Here is an 18,123-nt window from a genome sequence, read left to right as displayed (position 1 = left end):
AGAGCTGATGTTGATGGCCCAGCGGGGCCGCAACTACGAAGAAACAGACCCATAGGCGTGGGAGCGCATGAGGGGGAATGACCGCAAATAGCGGATATCGACCGTGAAGGCGTCCTTGACCTTCTCGAGGTCCTAGTCACGTCCGGGTGCAGGCAAATAGATCCGCTCGAAATTCATTGCTGACCTGAGAAAACGGCGCGCCGCCAGTATTGAATGTAATGTTATTGATACAATTGGGACAGTTCTTCCGAGACGAAAAGAGACCCTTTTGAGCAACGAGCGATCCACCGACCAATTCGTACGCGACATGCTTCGTGATATTGGTTTTGCGCGACCCTGGGAGCAGAGCTGCAACGACGCGCCGAAGTATATCTACGACGCGCTAGAAGGCGCATCGAAGGGTCTCGGCGGTGGCCGTGGAAAGCCAGAGTTCGTGATTGAGTCTGGCGACTTCCTCGTCGTCATAGAGGACAAAGCAGCCGTTGAACGCTCGCTGCTGCTCGTCGACGACAAACTCGACGTGGGCCACCCCGCACGCAGCGACTACGCCCTCAACGGCGCAGTGCACTACGCTCGCATTTTTGCTGAGCGTACAGGCAAAAGAGTGTTTGCCGTCGGCGTAGCTGGCAGTGAGATCCATCATGAGGTCACTGTTGCCTTCGTAGAACACGGCGCGGAGCCGAAGGTACTTGCGACCGTTGACGCACTCACGGATCTTGCCGAAGAAAATATCGAAGAGTATTACCGTGTAGCGGCACTCGGTGAGATGCCGCGTGAGGAACGCGAAGTCCGTGAGATTCGCAGGGTCGCGGCAGGACTCCACGAAGACATGCGCAACTACGCCTCATTGGAAGGAGAGCGGAAAGCTACGCTCGTATCCGCGATCCTACTCGCATTGAAGTACCAACCAGATCTTATCGACGAGCTCAAGGGAGAGAAGAAATCTGGTTACACGGACGGTGAGAAAGTCTACAATGCGGCCAAGGAGTATCTGGAAAGCGACCATGCTGACCTCAAGCCAAAGCAGAAGATTGGGGCACTGCTTGACCAATTCTCATTCATCAAGTCGCACGTTCTGCTCAACCGTCAGAACAAAGACCTCGGAAATATCACTCCGATGCGGCGCTTCGTCAATGTCCTAAACCGCGATGTGATTCACGCCGTTTCTGACCCCGGCTATAGTGCTTTCGACGTTCTCGGCAACTTCTATGGTGAGTTTGTGAAGTACGGCGGCTCTGACGGAAACGCACTCGGAATCGTACTCACGCCGCACCACATTACCGATCTCATGGCCGAACTCATTGACATCGACGCGGACGATATCGTGATCGACCCGTGCGCCGGCACCGCTGGCTTCCTTATCGCTGCCATGCGCCGTATGTTCGACGACGCCGAGAAGCGTTTCTCCCACGATGTGAGCGTACTTGCCACGGCTCGCAAAGAGATTCGAGAGCACCGTCTTCACGGCGTCGAACTCCAGGACAAGCTCTTTGCGATTGGTACGACAAATATGATTCTGCGTGGTGACGGTAAAGCAAACTTCCAACGCCACTCCATCTTCGACCTTGCCCCGAAAGATCTTCGAGGTGATCATGGGTTCACAAAAGCACTTATCAATCCTCCATATTCGCAGTCGAAGACGAAGGAAACACGCCACCTCTCAGAGCTGTCTTTCATAGACCGCGCCTTGTCGTTGCTTGACCGCAAAGGCAGGCTGGCAGCGATTGTGCCGCAGTCGGCAATGGTTGGCAAGACCAAAGAAGACAAGGCGTTGAAGGCGAAGATCATGAAGGAGCACACGCTTGACGCCGTGATTACGATGAATCCCGATACATTCCATGGCGTTGGTGCGAACGTCGTGGTCGCAATGTTCACCGCGGGTGTGCCGCATCCTGAGACCAAGAAGACCGCTTTCGTGGATTTCAAAGACGACGGCTACAAGGTCCGTCAGCATCTCGGTCTCATGGGCGATGGCAACGAGAAGGGGCGCCGAGCGCACCTACTCTCGGTACTGAATGATGGCACGCCCGACGACACGTCGTTCGTAGTGCGCTCCGAGGTCAAGGCTACCGATGAATGGCAGCATTCGTTCTTCTACTTCAATGACCAGCCTCCGAGCTACGCCGACTTCTATAAGACCATCGCCGACTATGTCACTTGGCAGGTCGATATGCACGCTCATGGTCTTGGCGAGCTGATTACGCCAAAGGCCGACGAGGTTCTAGCTGATTCAGAAGACGAGGTCCGCGCATGAGCATGCTCAGTACGTTGGAGTTCGCCCCCATGCTGATCAAGGATGTATTTGATTCGATGCAATCATCGAGCGCGTGGTACGACAAGTCGAAGCTTTCATTGATTGGTGAGGCCCAATTTCCGTTCATCTCACGAACCCGCTCTAGTAATGGCGTCGATATTTTTTGCCCTCTGCAGGACAAGGATCCGGAACCAGGCAATGCGCTAACGATCGGGCTTGACACACAAACAATTGCCTACCAACCTGTCGCGTTCTACACAGGGCAGAACATTCAAGTGCTGCGACATGGAGCCATGAGCGAAATGAATGGCATTGCTCTCACTGCACTCATCGCACAGCAGATGGGCAAATTTAGTTGGGGCGGGAACGGCGCGACTCTGGGCCGCCTCCGAAAAACTCGCATCATGATCCCTGTTTTAGTTGATGGAACAGGAGAAAGCGTTGTCGATTGGGAAGGTCTGACACGCCTTGGTGAGGAGCTATCTGAGGTGGTCGCTGCTCGTGTGAACAGTGCGCGCCAAACTGATGTCGAAGATGGCGATTCACTCCCAGACCTGAAATTTGAGCCGATGCTAATGGATGACCTTTTCATACAGCATCGAGGAAAAGGGGGAGTTCGCCATGACGAAGGAACGACCCCATACATCGTCGCAGCCTCCAAAAACAATAGCCACGTCGGTTTCGTGAGAGAAGAAGCTCTCTTCCCCGGAAATTGGCTCGCGATAGTGAATACAGGTGCAGGGGGCGTTGGCTATTGCACCTATCAACCAGTGCCGTTTTGGGCATCCAACAACGTCACGGCACTTGAGCCTCGGTATAAGGATGCTAACGAGGATTCTCTCTTATTTTTGACAACATGCGTTAGATTCCAGACGTTCGGCAAATTTACCTACGGAAACATTGCCAACATGAAACGCCTCCGTCATCAACGTATATTGGTGCCCGTAAGCACTGACGCAAATGGCGACACGGTCGTCGACTGGGAAGGAATGGCGACTTACGGACGTGCACTTCGTGTCCATGCTGAGAACACGTTCATGGATGTGCTTGAAGGGACAGCGTGAGCAGGAAGCCCGGAGAGGCCAAAGGCTTCGGCACGGCCATCCAGGCGGCCCGCCTAGACAAAGGCTGGTCGCAGACGACGCTCGGAGAGAAAGCGGGCGTTTCCCGGCCGACAATCGCCCGCATCGAGCGTGGTGACGACGTTTCGACAGCGACGCTCACGAAGGTAACGAAGGCGCTTGGCCTGACAGTTGGGCTCGAAGCCCGGAAGTAACAACCGACCCTGGCATACCGAGTAAAATGGTGCGCACTCACAGGCCGAACAAGAGGCTAAGACCTCGAGACCGCCAGGATACGTGATCCTAGATTTTTGTACGGGCTGGGCCCGCGACGAGTATTTCCCAGAATTATTGAACGCCACCGCCGCACAAGCTATTCGGCAAAGAATGCGGTCATAGATAAGCAGTCAGCTCTTCCACCCCACCACATCAGAACAGTCGATCTCTTTTGCAGCTTCCCAATGCCTTTGGTGTGCCTTGGTGCCCGGCATTTGTGGGATTGCTCAGGACGAGGCTTGCCAGGTTGCCGTACGCAGCATGCCCGAATCTTGTTATTGTCATTTCAGTCGACGCCACGCGGGTTTCCTGCATCCATGTTTATCAAGGGAAACGATGATTGACTGATTCACTCTGGCCCTTTTAAGCATGAGGAAATTATGAAACTGGTTGCCGTATCTTTGAAGAACTTTCGCGGCTATGAGCAAGAGCAATGGATCATGTTCGGGGACCTCACCACTGTGGTTGGACGCAACGATGCGGGTAAATCCACGATTCTCGAAGCACTAGACATCTTCTTTGGTGGCGGCGTAGTGAAAGCGGACAACACCGACAAGAACGTCTCAACAAGCGACAATTACTTTGAGATCAGCTGCAAATTCTCGGATCTACCCTCGAAACTCATTCTCGATGCCCAAGCCCACACGAGTCTCGGCGCCGAGCATCTGCTGGATGCCGATGGTCACCTGCACATTCGGAGAAGGTGGGTGTGCACGGGTGCTAAGCCGAAGGAAGAGATCCATGCAGTCTGCCAGCACCCAACGAACGAAGGCCTGAACGACCTGATCGCGCTGGGTAATCCCGCGCTGAAGAAATTGGCCAAGGAGCGCTTGGATGCAGCGACCCTTGCCGCTGTCAACAAATCAACGAACCCCGAACTGCGTTCTGCGCTCTGGGGGATGCAAGAGATGGTATTCGCAGAGACCGCCATCCCCTTGGTCAAGGAGGACGGAGGGAGGATCTGGCAGAAACTTGCAGCTTATCTTCCCCACTTCGCCTTGTTCCAGTCCGACCGGAAGAGCACCGACGCTGATGACGAAGTTCAGGAGCCCATGAAGTTGGCTATCGCCGCAGCTCTGGCCGAAGAAACGGTGCAGGGACTTCTCACTGAAGTTGTTGAAGCCGTCAGGACGCGGGCGACTGAGCTTGCTACGCGCACCCATGAAGCGCTGGCTGAGCTCGATCCCGCAGTAGCCGAAGGGCTGATTCCCGACTTCAAGAGTGATCCACGCTGGAACAGCCTGTTCTCAGTGGCTTTACAGGGCTCCAACGGCGTTGCTATCAATAAACGAGGCTCGGGCGTCCGGCGACTGATCCTCGTGAGCTTCTTCAAAGCCGAAGCCAAACGCAAGCTTGAAGAAAACGACAAAGCCTCGGTCATCTACGCCCTTGAGGAACCCGAGACTTCCCAGCACCCGCACAATCAACGCATACTCCTCGACTCGTTCACTGCGATGGCGGACGCTCCGGGGACGCAATTGATCCTCACGTCCCATAGCCCCGGCTTCGTTTCGCATTTGCCCGCGAAGAGCCTGCGTTACGTGCGGAAAGATGCAGCCACGGGAGCTCCTGTTATCTCTGAAGGCACAGAGGATACATGGACAGACTTGGCCGACGAACTAGGGGTGCAGCCCGACAACCGCGTGGTCGTACTCATCTGCGTTGAGGGTCCTCACGATGTGACCTCACTCCAACGCTTGTCCCAGGCGCTCCACGCGAGCGACCCTGACAAGTACCCAAACCTCATGACGGACCATAGGTTTGCTTTTGTTCCGCAGGGCGGTGGAACACTCAAGCAATGGGTTAGCAATAGGTACCTGATGGGACTCGGTAGAAAGGAATTCCACTTGTACGACGGCGACGTTCAAACGTACAGGGAGGCCGCCGATGAAGTGAACGCCCGCAACGATGGTTCGATCGCATTAATTACGAAGAGGCTGATGATGGAGAATTACCTTCATCCGGACGCTATTCACCAGGCGGTAGGTCTTCAGGTGGAGTTTACCCATCGGTGCAACGTTCCAGCTCTCGTTGAAGCCGCTAGCAAGAGCACCGATGGCTTTCGGCCAATGAAAAACAACGTGGTCAAGGGTCGCCTTGCCGATCACGGGTTCGGAAAGATGACAGCCGCCCTGCTCGATGAGTCCGATCCCGGTGGAGAAGTTAGGAGCTGGTTTGAGAAGCTCAGCGCGATGGCCCGAGCATGAACTTGGATTAAGGGCTAATCTTCAGTCCTACATATCTGGCGTTGCTCGCCGACACTGCATGGGTCCATTTGATGGCGGATGAAATTTCAAGACCAGTCAGCCGGGAGAGAATTACTGGAGGGAGTTGCCCAGATAATGAGGCAAGGGCCCCGGCCCGCGCATGGCTGGGCATTATTCCGAGAGACCTGAGTCGCAAAGCAAGCGAAACCGGCGCTAGTGGATAGCCAGAACGGGTGCCAGGGATCAGCCACTTGTGGTCTTCGACGGAGCCAAACATGCGCGTTGCCCCTCTCGTTGCTAGTGCAAGAGAAGCGATGTCGCCGACGGACGCAGGCAGCGCCAGCGGTTGACTGCCGAGACTTACGAACACAATGCCGCCCTCTGTCGAGAAATCCTTGATTTGGAGTTGAACGATGCGGTTGGCGCGGATGCCGTAAAGCAGTACGAGTGCAGCGGCGAGACGCGTTCGTGGATCAAGCGAGGTCGCTTCAAGCGTCACTGTCAGCAACCGCAATCGATCAGTTTCGTCGGCACCCGTCACGTTAAGTTGGGATCGCGGGATAGTTGGAACAGCCAAACGCGTGCAGTAGTGGTTGCGTCTCGCCCATGCAAGAAATGGGTGGATCAGTCTTCTCGTTATTGGGCCTGCGGCGAGCCAATGGTCCACATGGCTTTGCGTGGCACTGGCCAAGGATTCGCCATGTCTACCAACCCAGTCCAGGAAGTTGATAACGTCTTTGAGCTCATGCCGCCGGCTGTCAGCTTGCACTTTTCGCACCTGGGAATCCTGCTGGCGTAGGACCCGCAGGTGCCGCCACCTGGCAAATTGGATGAATGCATGACGTTCTCGCAGCGCGGGAATTGTGTCTGCGGCCCGAGTAATCCATGCCTCAAACCGGGCGAGAATCTCATCGCGTTGGGGGAGTAGCCCGTACTCCACCATAAACGCACGAACTGCTCTCGTTTTTGCATCAGACCCGGCCTCATCGACGGCAGCATGTTCGAGCTGGCCTGGTGCGGTCAGAAGGCGCTGCAACAATGCAACCGTCGTTTTGTACCGAAAAGTGCTCAGTACCCTATCCGGGGCAGATTTCAGGCATGCAGTGCGTAGCGGCCCTATCCGCGGGTCTGAATCAATGAGCGGCTGAGGGAACAGCAGATTGATCTTATCGTCGGCCTCGCACCGGTCGCACAGCCGCGACTGGCGGAGATGTTCATGGTGTCCACAACGTCGGCAATCACGGAACGAAGCCGGATGCCGGGGATAACATGTGGGGCAGTAGGGAGAGTTGTTGACCCTGCCGTTGACGATGCGATCTTTGCGGCATTGCGTGCAGGTCTCGATGATCGGATCGACGCAGGACCAACATATAGCCTGACCATCTTCCATTCTGCGTCTGATCAGACGTGTTTGGCCGCAGGCCAGGCAGGGCTCACGTCTATTCGCACACTGTTCACAAATCGCCTTTGTCGTTCCTTCGAAACGGCATTTTCGTTCGTTGCCGCACACCTGGCAACGGTCATATTTCTGGGCGCTGCGGCAAGTTAGACATATTGCCATTTCGCTTCCGGCAAAACGGCACGGGGCTTCCCTTGCGCAAACGGTGCAAAGGGCGGTCCGGAAGTTTGTTCTACATATACTGCAAACTGGCCCTTCAGGCGTTCGTGCCGCAATGAGGCGGTGGTGCCCGCACAATGAACAATCTGCGGATTCATCGGCCAGTTTGTTGGTGCACCGTTGGCAGAGCCCTTTCCCATCAGGCTGCCGACGTTCGATGCCAGCTTTTTGTCCGCACCCATCACACATCGCGAGATGGCCCGCTCGGTAGCATTTTCTGCAGCAGATCAGTCCATCTCTCCGGGAACCGAGTGGTCCGGGCAGTCTGCAGTGACCGCAAACCGGCTCATCCAGCGGGGCGCCTGCATCGCGAAGTTCGTCATAGAGACTTCGAAATAGCCGCGAGGCCGGAGCTGGATCCATAAACCATGAGTCTCCGAAGTCCTCGCATTCCAATAGGAGTCGGGCCGCTCGATCCCGATCCGCAGAACGAGCGCCACTTTTCGCAATGGCAAGCACAATGCCTCGTTCTGGGACGTTGGGGAATCGGGACATCAGATTGCTGATCAACTCTGTTTGTGCGCCGGCCTGTTTGTCTGTCCAGCACTGTTGGCAATAACCGCGATTTCCGATGCCAGAGTATCTTCGCTTCGATTCGCCGCATCCGAAGCATTCGATCGTGGCCCCTCGGTTTCCTTGGTGGCAGGAACTGCACATCAGTGCTCCACCGGTGGAATTAGGCAGGGGACGGACGAGGTTGCAGTCGTTGCAGCGCGGCCGTTGCAAGGTGGTGGCTCCCTGCCGGGTGAGCGCGGCGATGATTCGTTCGAGGGCTCGGGGCATCTTGGAACTGCCCGAGGTCAACAGATCGGGCTCGTCTTCCAGGAGGGTTCGCATCCGAAGCGCCGGTGGCTGGGTTCTGATTGAGGCGCTGACGGTGCTGATGATTCTCTCGAGTGCTAAGGTCGGTTCCACTTTTTGAATGCTTGCGGCTATAGCGTCGATATGGTCAGCGCGCATCTTATGGCTGGATCTGGGCTCGTTTTGGGCGCAAGTTCTTTTCCCGCAATACCGACGTGCCGCTCGGCTCCGGACCTCCGTCTGTGCCTGTTGCTTCGGAGTGCGTTGCAGACGCACCCAACTCGACCCGGCGCACGAGATCATCGGCCGTGCAGTCGAGAATATCCATGAGCGCGACCAGAACGTGCATATTGAGCCGCTCGGGTTTCTCGGCTGCCAAACGATAAACCTGGCTCGTGGAGAGGGTGATCCCTCGCTCTTTCAGGAGCGGGATCAGCTTTGTCGTGCTGAACATGCCGGCTGCGGCCATGACCTCTCGCAACCGCCATTCATATCCCAAGACATTCATTTGTCGGGCCTTTCTTCTAGCAGTTGGGGACGGACAAGCTGGTCCACTGCTTGCCTCATCATTTTGTTTGCGAAGTCGTTGCTGACTGCTGTGTAGATCGCCGTTGTCGATTGGTAAGCGTGACCAACTTGTTGCTGGATAAACGTTGGATCTATTCCCTCTTCGGCGAGGTGGGTCACGTAGCTGTGCCGAAGCGCATGGGGTGAAAGATCCTTGTCCAACCCGAGTTCATCACGATAGGTGGCGAACCGCTCCGACAGTTCACGCGCACGTAGCCGAGTGCCCCGCTCCGACAACCACAACGCATTTGAATTGTCGCCTTTTACGAGCGGCCAGACATTCTCGATGTAATCTTGCAGCGCCTCGACCGCCCAGCCACGCAGGGTCACCACAGACCTCCGTTTCGGTGGCCCACCTCGTGAGGCTTTTCCAAGTCTCACCTGCAGCATGCCGAATGTCCCAAACTCTGGAGCGTGCCGATTGCGGTAAAAATCAGTCGAGTCCAGATTTACTGCTTCGTTAGCCCGCAGTCCCCAGGCATAGACCACTTTCAACAAGGTGGCGTCACGGTACGCGGGAAGGGCACCCTTTTTGCCAGCCTCGAGCCTTCGCCCGACTTCGCCATCTGCATGGTCAAAGAGCAGTTGCAGTTCCTCTTTGGTCATGGGGCGTCGACCTGGCAGGCCTTCATAGTCTTGAAGATGACGCGTCGTATTCCAGTCATGACAGACCTGAATGGGGTGCGTACCGAATCGCTCCTCGCACTCCACACTCCAGCCGTAGTGTTCCGAGCAGAGATAGTCACAAAATCCACGCACTGCATGTTGATAACTACGGATCGTAGACGGCGCCAATTTTCTGACGGATACCAGGTGCATCATCCATTCGTCCATTGTTGAGGCTGTCCATTGCCATGGCCATTCCGAGGTAAAGCCATGAAATCGCTTCACAATTCCGACAACTGAATCCACGGAATCTTTGCGCAAGTTCCGTCCACCACGCTGTTGCATCGTCCAGCCCTCCAACATGGCGTTAAAGACCGCGTCCTCTTCTTGAAGGAAGGACACGCCTGCTGAAAGGTAGAGCGAGGCTGCGCCGTGTGGGACACCTGGCTGGACCACCACTCCTCCTTCGTTTGATGCACTTATCATGCATTAAACGCGAAAAAGAGCCGCAAGACAAGAGTTGCCCAACGTACACTTGGGCTACCGGGAGGTCTTGGAAAGGAATTGCGACTCCTGTAATCGTCTGAAATTCGCATCTGATGCAATTCCGCCGAGAAGCAGGCTGGTGGCAAAGTCCAGCAACTATGAGCTCTACGGCGAATCCAGCCTGAGATTCATCTCGATACTTCAAAGGTTCGGGCCCGAGGTCGAGATGTACTTTCTGTACCCTAAAAGCTGTTGTTGCTCAATCACTTTGATAGCCAATTACTTGCGCGTCTAGCAATCCGGGCTGGTCGCAGTTCCCCGACCGTGGGTTGTCGCAGCCGTTTACTGGGAGTACCAGTCAGTCTGAAAATACGAACCTTAGTACAATCAACGAATGATGAGTGAGCACGAGGCCAAGACGAAGATGAGACCAACTCAGTCGTCGCCGCGGGGACCCAAGAGCTGTACATCCGAACGCCAAGTCAAGACTCGCGCCTGGTTAGCCAGGGTGCAGCCGTCTCAGGAACCGACACAATCTCGGGTAGAGGAGCTTTGCGAGTTTGTCGATAGGTACCTTCACGGATCGCCTTACCAACTGATAGCCGACGCCATGGTGAGAAACGATGAGATTCCTCGGCACGCTGATGTCCGGCGCCGTTATCAGCGGCGAAAAGAAGCATGGGAACGACGCAAAGCGCGCAGCGGGGAACCTATTGCTTTGACGCCTGAGGTTCGTAACCAAATAGTCGAAATCGTTCAGACTACTTGGGATGATAGTAGACGGGGACCCTATTGGTCGGAAATTCGCGAGGCGACCGGCTGGGACAGCTGGCAGACGCAAGATATCCTGCAGAGGCTCAAAGCGACCGGCGTTGTTGACTTCAATCGCCTAAGTGGGTCTATGAATCTGCCCAGTCAGCAACCAGTGGATCTTGACCCGCCGAGCTTGAATCCCAAAACGTAGAATGACGAAGCTGCCATTCTGGTGAGGATCAGCGGGCCGTCGGTATCAAAAACCTACACCGTAACCCCCGCATCTCGGAGAATCGGTTCCGGCATAGAGCCGATGTGTTGCAAACTTAAACTTGTACCAAGGTACTTCAAGCTCCATATGGCTTGCCGCCGGAGCAAATCGACAGAATGGTGCCGAAATTGGCTGAGGACTACCCGCTTGAGCAGCTGAGCCCAAGAGCGTTTGAACAGTTGACAGTTGCCTTGGCAACTCAGATATTGGGACCTGCAGTTGAAGCCTTCGGAGCCGGCCCAGATGGAGGCCGTGAGGCCACATACCGAGGATCCGTCAATTGGTCCAACACGTCCGAGGTTGAATCTGACATATGGAACGGATATGTCGTAATTCAAGCAAAACAGAAAATGCAACCCGACGCTGATCCCGGCCGAAACGCAAAGTGGTTGCGTGACCAGATTGAATCCGAGCTGAATGATTGGGAAGACCAAGATAAGAATCGCGGCGAATTTCCAAACTTTATAATCTTCGTGACAAATGTCCGTCTTTCTAGCGTGGCCCACACTGGAGGCATCGATGCCATCAACAGATATATTGAAGGTCGCTATAAATCAAGCCTAAAAGAGCGAGGGCTGCGCGGTTGGAAAGTCTGGCACCGTGATCAGCTAAATTCTTTCCTTTCAGTTTACGGTGAGATTCGAGCAGCTTTCCCCGCGATGCTCACAGCTGGAGACATAATTTGGAGGTTCGAGGCCCTTTCGGATCAGATGCCCAGCTCAGTACAACTTCGCGAGATGCTCATCGAGCACGCTGAGGCTGCACTCTTGAACGAAAGATGGGTAAATTTTTCTGAAGCCGGCGGAGACAACAGGGAATCCATCGAGACTGTCGTCATAGATTTGCCTGTTTCCAGCGGTGACCTATCGCCAGGGTTTGCCCTGAAGACGATCATCCAACAAGGCGAAAGGGTCCTTCGCAAATCCTATGTCGGCGATTCTGTACAACGCCATATTGTCCTGACTGGCGCCCCCGGTAACGGAAAGAGCACTCTCAGCAAATTTATCACGCAAGTCTACAGGACCGCTTTTATATCAATGACTTCGGTCACCCCGACAATCGCAGCATTGATTAGTGGGACTACTGAAGCAGAAATGCGCCTGCAGATCTCTCGGCCACAAAATGTCCGATGGCCCTTCCGCGTCAACTTGGCCGACTACGCCGACGAAATCGGACCAGACGGCGACAAGTCCCTATTACGATGGATCAGTGAGAAGATTACCCGTCGGGCTACAGAAAACTTCACTCCGTCTTTACTGAATACGTGGCTGCGAGTCTGGCCATGGCTACTGGTTCTCGACGGATTGGACGAGGTCACCATGCCTGAAGTTCGCCGTCGAGTGCTCGACGAGATCGAACTTTTTGTTGAAAAGGCCGATCAACTTAATGCCGACCTGTTGGTCGTCGTAACCACACGACCAACGGGCTACACGGAACGAGTAGCTCCCAAGCATTTCCGCCAAGTGGACTTGGGCTATCTCGAACTATCCAAAGCCCTGGAATATGGAACTCGCGCGATCCAGAGGCGACTGTCATCTGACTACGAACGCCAGGACTCCGTGTTGGCGAATTTTGGAAAGGCAGTCCGCAACGTCAACGCCAAACGGCTTCTAAAAACCCCTCTGCAGGTACTGATCCTGACCTACATCCTTGAGAAGCTAGGTACCCTTCCCGCCGACAGGTATCAACTATTCTGGGGGTATTTTGGAGCCGTCTACGACCGCGAGGCCTCCAAGCAAACGTCACTTTCCTCCCTATTTAGCCGACACCGGACAGACATTGTGGAGCTACACGAGCGTGTCGGACTCGACCTTCAAATCCAGGCGGAGACATTAGGTGAAGCAACCTCCAAATTGCCGCTCAGCCAATTGCGTCAAATGGCCGTGGATAGGATGCGAGAGGTCGGCTACGAGAGTCCGGGGGAAGCAGAAAAGATATCGGACCAAATCGTCCAGGCCGCGACTCACAGACTTGTCTTGCTCGTCGCCGATGTAGATGAGACTGTTGCTTTCGAGGTTAGGAGTCTTCAGGAGCTTATGGCAGCGAGAGCCATAGGCGCCGGCTCTGAAGCGCAGATCCGGGAACGGCTACTAGTCACCGCTCCCAGCCCTCATTGGAGAAATACCTGGGTGTTCGTTGCAGGACGAGTATTCTCCGAGGGCAGCGACTTTCAGCGGGAGCAGATTGCGGACCTGGTTTCTCGAATTGATGACGTTGATGCTTTACCATCTTGGCTTTGTCCTGTTGGACCGGAGCTGGCCGCTGACATTTTGGATGATGGCTTGGCCGTGACAAAACCGAAATGGGAGAAGAAGTTTGTCGATATAGCTCTCAGAACGCTGTCTGGCGCAATCCCCCGTGATGTTCGAGGCATGGCCATCGGTTTGTCGACCGCAGCAGAAGAGGGTGATTGCAGGACCCGTATCCGCAATGCGCTAAAGGATGCCTTGGCCTCCAAGCCCAGTAGTGTCGCCGTGGCTCGGTTGATTATTTCAGAAGGACTGCTGGGCTTGGCAGCACCGTTTGATCCGGGCCCACTGCCAGACTATGTTTCTATGCTTTCGGGCTGGCGAAACGATAGTCGTGAGGAAGTAGCCCTCGGAGATTTACTCGAGTCCGGATTAACGGAACTCGAGGACGGATACGTCGTCGACGCCCTGGTCTCAGGAACCCTAGGTGAATTGAACAAGATACGGTTCGCTGTCAACCCGGAATCGGGTTTGTGGCTACTGCAAGGCTCACACGCCTTTGAACCTGATCAAACCCTACATGCTTTTGACAATGAAAAGTCACGTGAAATTATCCAGCTGCTGTTCGGAAACTTGGAACCTTCGCAATGGCAGGCTCAAGCGGTATTAGCGAGAAAGCTCTGGCCCTATTTCACTCGACGGCCAGTTGGCGACGAACTCCGCTCAACATTTTCCCATCCACCTCGGTAGTCCGCCAAGTTAGAGACCTAATCTGGACTGCAGCAATTCTTGCAACTTCGGTCATCTCCAGCGCAGAGCCCCCAACATCGAATATGGATATCCCAAGTCCCGGGGGTAGAACCACGCGCTGGCTGTCACCTACGGACTGGTCTCAGTCCTGCGATTTTTGCTCGACAGGGTCCCGCCGAGCGGCGTTCGGCCCATCTACCGGAGCCTCCGCCGACCAGGCCGAGCACGACATGACGTTCCGGGAAGCAGATGCGTAACCTCACCTAACAGCCGGCGTCATGGGCAAGGAAAGGGGCTCGTGTTCGACGTGCAATACCCCCGATTCGCGGACAGAGTCCCGCAGACCGTTGGAGTCCCGGTCGCCGTTGGGCTCTTCGATGGCCGTCCTGAATTAACCGTCACTTAAACGTGCACCGGATCCCATTGCCGAGTTGCGGCGAGGCGTCCCCGGAACTCAGCAATTCTTAACGGAAAATGATTTTGTTTTGTGTCTCTGAGGGGGGAAGAAGGGCTTTTCGATGAAAACGGCAACCACGCTGAGGTCTTGGTTCACTCGCATTCTTGGCGGGGTGTGGCAGACGATTCGGGCTCCGCAATGGGGTCTGTTGCTACTGGTTGTGATGCTCGGGTTAGCGTCGAATACAGAAGCCGTGTGGCTCGTGACTTTCATCGGCCTCCTGATTGCATCCGCGTTGTGCATGTGGGCAGCTGTTGCTCTCGGGTATGACGGAGGCAACCCGATCAAGTTCCTTTTCACATTCGATGTGACGCCATTGAGAAATTCAGGACTGGCTGTATTATTGCTCATCTTGGCAGTTGGCGTGGTCCGCGTTACCGCGCGATCCGGAGATTTTGCGGGTTGGCTGCTCAGCAAAATACCGTCGGCCCTGGCGCCGAAGCCCGACCACTCTTTGATCGTTGTGTTCCTTGCCTGCATCGCTTTCACAACCTTCTCAATCATCGCGCTCTTGGTTCGCAAGCGATCCCTCCAAGAGACGAAACACGATCCGCTAGCGCAGATGAACCGCAAAGAGCGGCGCGCGAGTGGAATACCGAAGCATGACTTTGAGGATTTCAAAGCGCGGCGACTGGCGGCGCTGGAACGCCATGACTACTGGACCGAAGCGTCATTGGTGCTCGGGTTGGCAGCGGTCGCAATTGTTCCCGGGGCGCTTGGGTGGACGTGGCTGTGGGGTGTAACTCTTAGCATCGTGCTGCCAATGTTCGTACTGTCCGTGCGTATCCGTATGAGGGATCATGGAGACCAACGCGATCAGAATGTGTCGGCTAGGCGAGCATGAGGGGCTCTCTGAATCGCCCTCACCACGAGGGAGGGTTCCAACGGAGGATGAGTAGTGACCGCGAGGTTACTGAGAGTCCCGATGAGACATCCGCGCAGCGCTAGTTCATGGAGTAGCCGCGGCATCGTGTGTCAGCCACTTCCCACTCGCCTCCAATTCGGCTTGAAATGACAGCACGGATTCTCAACACCTGAAGTGCTTGGCGGACCCGCTGCTCGTCTTGCCAATCAGAGTGGCAGCTAAATACGCTTTTTCAAGGCACGCTGGCCATTGACGCGGTCGGTCTTGAACAAGCGCCTCTCCAACTGCTCGCGACGATCAGTAGAGACTGACAATTCCCACAGTATTTGTGGAAGGCGTTGCTCGTCCGCCACCTCACCGACTGGCTCAACAACCAACTCTCACGAACGTTCCAAGCATATGCAACAGTAGTAGAAGATGTCTTCAGGCTCCTCCACAACGAGGAATTCGTTCAGCCAAGTCGATCCGGCCTGGCTCACCCACGGTGATGCACAGGAGTCTGGGTATGAACTTAGCGCGCCCGCAAGACCACTGTAGTCTCCAAGCTTTTATGAGCTACACCCATACATGGGATAACGCCCAAATTTCTTCAATCTCTGTCGGCCTGGGATCGATCAATGTTGTTACTAGCAACACCGCGAAGAGTTGGACCAAGGCGATCTCCAGTGCTCCGAGTTTGTGCTGATTGGCCTAGTGCGTTGAAGTAGGAACGTGGTTCGCGAACACGAGGCCTCCTGCAGCCATAGTCATTTGGGGCCATTCCCAGGAGAATACAAAGTAGCTAACGGAGATAAGGCGGGCTGAATATGTAAGAGGTTCCGCCAGGGCTCTGACATACTGTGAACCCCCTATTAGACCCGTTGATTGTCAAGTCCAACTAGGTTTAGTAGGGGGTTCCCGCATGTTATCTTCCCTATCAAGGCCCCTTCACAGAAGCTGTAGAGCACCCTCTCCCAAGTTCGGGTATCCCTGACACCCGGGACGTGAAGGAATCAATTCCGGAGTTGAGAAAACTCCGAGGCAACAGACACGGACTGACTTGGATTCTGGCCTAGGCTGGGAGGCCTGTGCGGCGCTCACTAATGCGATGTCATTCACCGAGATTGCCGAATAGGCTGTCGGCATGGGACGAGATTCATTAGAATGGCGGCGACGGCAGTGAATTACCGACTGGTGACCTATGTCCAGAGCCCTGAAGTCGCCGGTCTCGCCGTCAGAACCGCCAAACGCGCCTTCAACCGCGCCAGATGCAGGCTCCTACTAGCGACGTTGTATCAGCGGTGGGGTTTACCTTGGCGATTCAAAATATCGCCGCTTGCTGTAGTGAATTGAACATCAATGAAACCACCCCTGCTGCCTGACGGAGCGCTGCCTACGGTTAGTTTAAGATCTCTATGCCCAGGTAGTTCGAATGCATCTAGTGAAACGATCGTTCCATCTGTTAATGTCAAAGTTCCACCTGTTGCGCCACTAGGTGCACCAATGATAAACAGGGAACCACGATCGGGTTCCCCAATATTACAGATTTGTACGCCGACAGCGGCGAGGACAGAACCGTTACAAAAGTCGTGCAGCTTACCGGTGACCTTAACCTCGTAATCGCCATCAACATTAGGTTTTCCGGCGACCCATATGGTGGACTCAGCTGTTGTACCTACATTGTTGAAACCAGTAGCCGCAAGTGTCTCCTCTGGTGTCGGGGCACAGCCGACTATGATCGACGTTAGGATAGCCAGTCCGGCTAATTTACGTTTCATTCGACGCCTGGCGCTCATACGCTTTCCCCTGTTCCTTTCCAACCACCCTAGACTGCTCCACACTTCTTCGAGGATTCGTAGCCAATCTTTGAAGTTCATTTCTGGCAGTCCGCTGCCATCACCTCAATTGCCCTTGGGGGCACCTTCAAGAGTATTGGGTCAAAACGACCAACTTTGAGCCCCGTCACCACCTTGAATCAAGAGGGCAATGCCACGGACCCTCAGCTGTTGAGGTTCCTATCACCCCTGGGCTGGGAACACATCAACCTCACCGGCGATTACACCTGGCCACGCACCAACAAGATCAAACCCGGCAAATACAGGCCGCTACGGCGCTCGACAAAACCTTAGCGTCGGATATTCTACTTTTTCAAGACCCCAGTACGCGCAGCTCGCCCGCGATGGTGCGGGGCTGTTCGCGGCCTGGTCCGTGGCAGCTGGCAAGGAAGGCGACGAGAACGCCAAGGCCCTGGGTAATGCCTCCGATTTGTTCGCCCGCCACGCTCAACTTTCCGAGCAGCCACAGCGTGCAGTGCACGCGCCCTCGCGCCTCTACTCTGACCTGTGCACGCACGTGGCCATTAGTAAATCCCTGCGTGCCGGGGCCGTGGCCGTGATCAAGGCTTGGTCCAGGGCCAGCAAGGAATTGGGCCGATCCGTCGAGGCTGTTGGGGTTGCCCGAGCTTCACACCATTTGTCCGTTGAGCTGCAGTCGCGCCTGGACAACGTGCACGATGCCTCCCGCCTCATCAACCCGTTGCCGGTGAAGACTCCCGCGCTGGTGGATTCATCGCCAGTGGATTCTTCCAAGATGCTTGGTGAGTCCAGGCCAAGTGCCATTGCGGTTGCGGAGCGTCCCGTGCCGGCGTCCACACCAGCGGTGAAGCCCTTGACCCAGGAGGAACGGTTGGAAGCAACTGTGGCGAAAATGCGGGCTCAGGGATATTCGGAAGACGCTATTGAGAGTGTCCGGTATGCCCAGGCACAACAGAAGTTCACACCTGGTGCGCGGCGCCCTGGCAGCACCACACCAGGTGAGCACAAAGTTACTCGGAACGATCCACCACGAAAGGGCCTCGGCCCGGATAAGGGAGTCAGCAGGAGATGGCATTGAACCGTCCCGGAAATTATGCCGCCAGTTTTCTGGCAGCTTCATCGGGTAACGAGCCGCTTATTTCATCATAGTAGAGTTCTTCGAATTCCAC

General features: G+C 55.2%; 12 protein-coding genes and 1 pseudogene. 8 read left to right on the top strand and 5 right to left on the bottom strand.

The features are described from left to right. Positions 1-268 precede the first annotated feature (268 nt). The 4 genes from AB0O97_RS16575 to AB0O97_RS16560 all read left to right on the top strand — a co-directional run bounded on the left by AB0O97_RS16575 (position 269) and on the right by AB0O97_RS16560 (position 5,798). Positions 269-2,254: an N-6 DNA methylase gene (locus tag AB0O97_RS16575; protein ID WP_363884124.1), complete on the top strand. Its 1,986-nt coding sequence runs from the start codon at positions 269-271 to the stop codon at positions 2,252-2,254. Beyond that, positions 2,251-3,318, top strand: a complete 1,068-nt coding sequence (locus AB0O97_RS16570) for a restriction endonuclease subunit S (protein ID WP_363884122.1) — start codon at positions 2,251-2,253, stop codon at positions 3,316-3,318. The genes AB0O97_RS16575 and AB0O97_RS16570 overlap by 4 nt, the downstream gene beginning before the upstream one ends. Continuing rightward, complete coding sequence (locus AB0O97_RS16565; protein WP_363884120.1) at positions 3,315-3,530, top strand: helix-turn-helix transcriptional regulator; 216 nt, start codon at positions 3,315-3,317, stop codon at positions 3,528-3,530. The genes AB0O97_RS16570 and AB0O97_RS16565 overlap by 4 nt, the downstream gene beginning before the upstream one ends. A 441-nt stretch (positions 3,531-3,971) precedes the next feature. Then, positions 3,972-5,798: an ATP-binding protein gene (locus AB0O97_RS16560; RefSeq protein ID WP_363884118.1), complete on the top strand. Its 1,827-nt coding sequence runs from the start codon at positions 3,972-3,974 to the stop codon at positions 5,796-5,798. Between the two features lie 7 nt (positions 5,799-5,805). On the opposite strand, the gene AB0O97_RS16555 is transcribed toward AB0O97_RS16560, so the two are convergent. The 4 genes from AB0O97_RS16555 to AB0O97_RS16540 form a co-directional block, all read right to left on the bottom strand. Further along, positions 5,806-6,339 carry a hypothetical protein gene (locus tag AB0O97_RS16555; RefSeq protein ID WP_363884116.1) on the bottom strand — a complete coding sequence of 178 codons (534 nt, stop codon included), beginning with the start codon at positions 6,337-6,339 and terminating at the stop codon, positions 5,806-5,808. Between the two features lie 1,004 nt (positions 6,340-7,343). Beyond that, complete coding sequence (locus tag AB0O97_RS16550) at positions 7,344-7,598, bottom strand: hypothetical protein (RefSeq protein ID WP_363884115.1); 255 nt, start codon at positions 7,596-7,598, stop codon at positions 7,344-7,346. Positions 7,599-8,377: 779 nt separating this feature from the next. Continuing rightward, complete coding sequence (locus tag AB0O97_RS16545; protein ID WP_363884114.1) at positions 8,378-8,725, bottom strand: helix-turn-helix transcriptional regulator; 348 nt, start codon at positions 8,723-8,725, stop codon at positions 8,378-8,380. Continuing rightward, positions 8,722-9,849 carry a tyrosine-type recombinase/integrase gene (locus AB0O97_RS16540; protein ID WP_363884113.1) on the bottom strand — a complete coding sequence of 376 codons (1,128 nt, stop codon included), beginning with the start codon at positions 9,847-9,849 and terminating at the stop codon, positions 8,722-8,724. Before AB0O97_RS16540 ends, AB0O97_RS16545 begins: the two co-directional genes overlap by 4 nt. Positions 9,850-11,016: 1,167 nt before the next feature. Between AB0O97_RS16540 and AB0O97_RS16535 the strand changes: the two genes are divergently transcribed. After that, positions 11,017-13,839 (top strand): hypothetical protein, encoded by a 2,823-nt coding sequence (locus AB0O97_RS16535; protein ID WP_363884111.1) that lies wholly within the window; start codon positions 11,017-11,019, stop codon positions 13,837-13,839. A 518-nt stretch (positions 13,840-14,357) separates the two neighbouring features. Further along, positions 14,358-15,140: a hypothetical protein gene (locus AB0O97_RS16530; protein ID WP_363884109.1), complete on the top strand. Its 783-nt coding sequence runs from the start codon at positions 14,358-14,360 to the stop codon at positions 15,138-15,140. Between the two features lie 1,295 nt (positions 15,141-16,435). Here AB0O97_RS16530 and AB0O97_RS16525 read toward each other — a convergent pair. After that, entirely contained in the window at positions 16,436-16,918 is a 483-nt protein-coding gene (locus AB0O97_RS16525; RefSeq protein ID WP_363884107.1) for a hypothetical protein, read from the bottom strand. Positions 16,919-17,101: 183 nt separating this feature from the next. On the opposite strand from AB0O97_RS16525, the pseudogene AB0O97_RS16520 reads away from it, so the two are divergent. Continuing rightward, positions 17,102-17,269, top strand: a pseudogene (locus AB0O97_RS16520) (Tn3 family transposase); the annotation flags it as partial. A gap of 79 nt (positions 17,270-17,348) precedes the next feature. Continuing rightward, positions 17,349-18,032 carry a hypothetical protein gene (locus AB0O97_RS16515; protein WP_363884106.1) on the top strand — a complete coding sequence of 228 codons (684 nt, stop codon included), beginning with the start codon at positions 17,349-17,351 and terminating at the stop codon, positions 18,030-18,032. The last annotated feature ends 91 nt before the right edge of the window (positions 18,033-18,123 follow it).

Origin of the sequence: Specibacter sp. NPDC078692 (assembly GCF_040686835.1) — a bacterium.
Lineage (GTDB): Bacteria > Actinomycetota > Actinomycetes > Actinomycetales > Micrococcaceae > Specibacter.
This window is presented reverse-complemented; position numbering and strand designations above follow the sequence as displayed.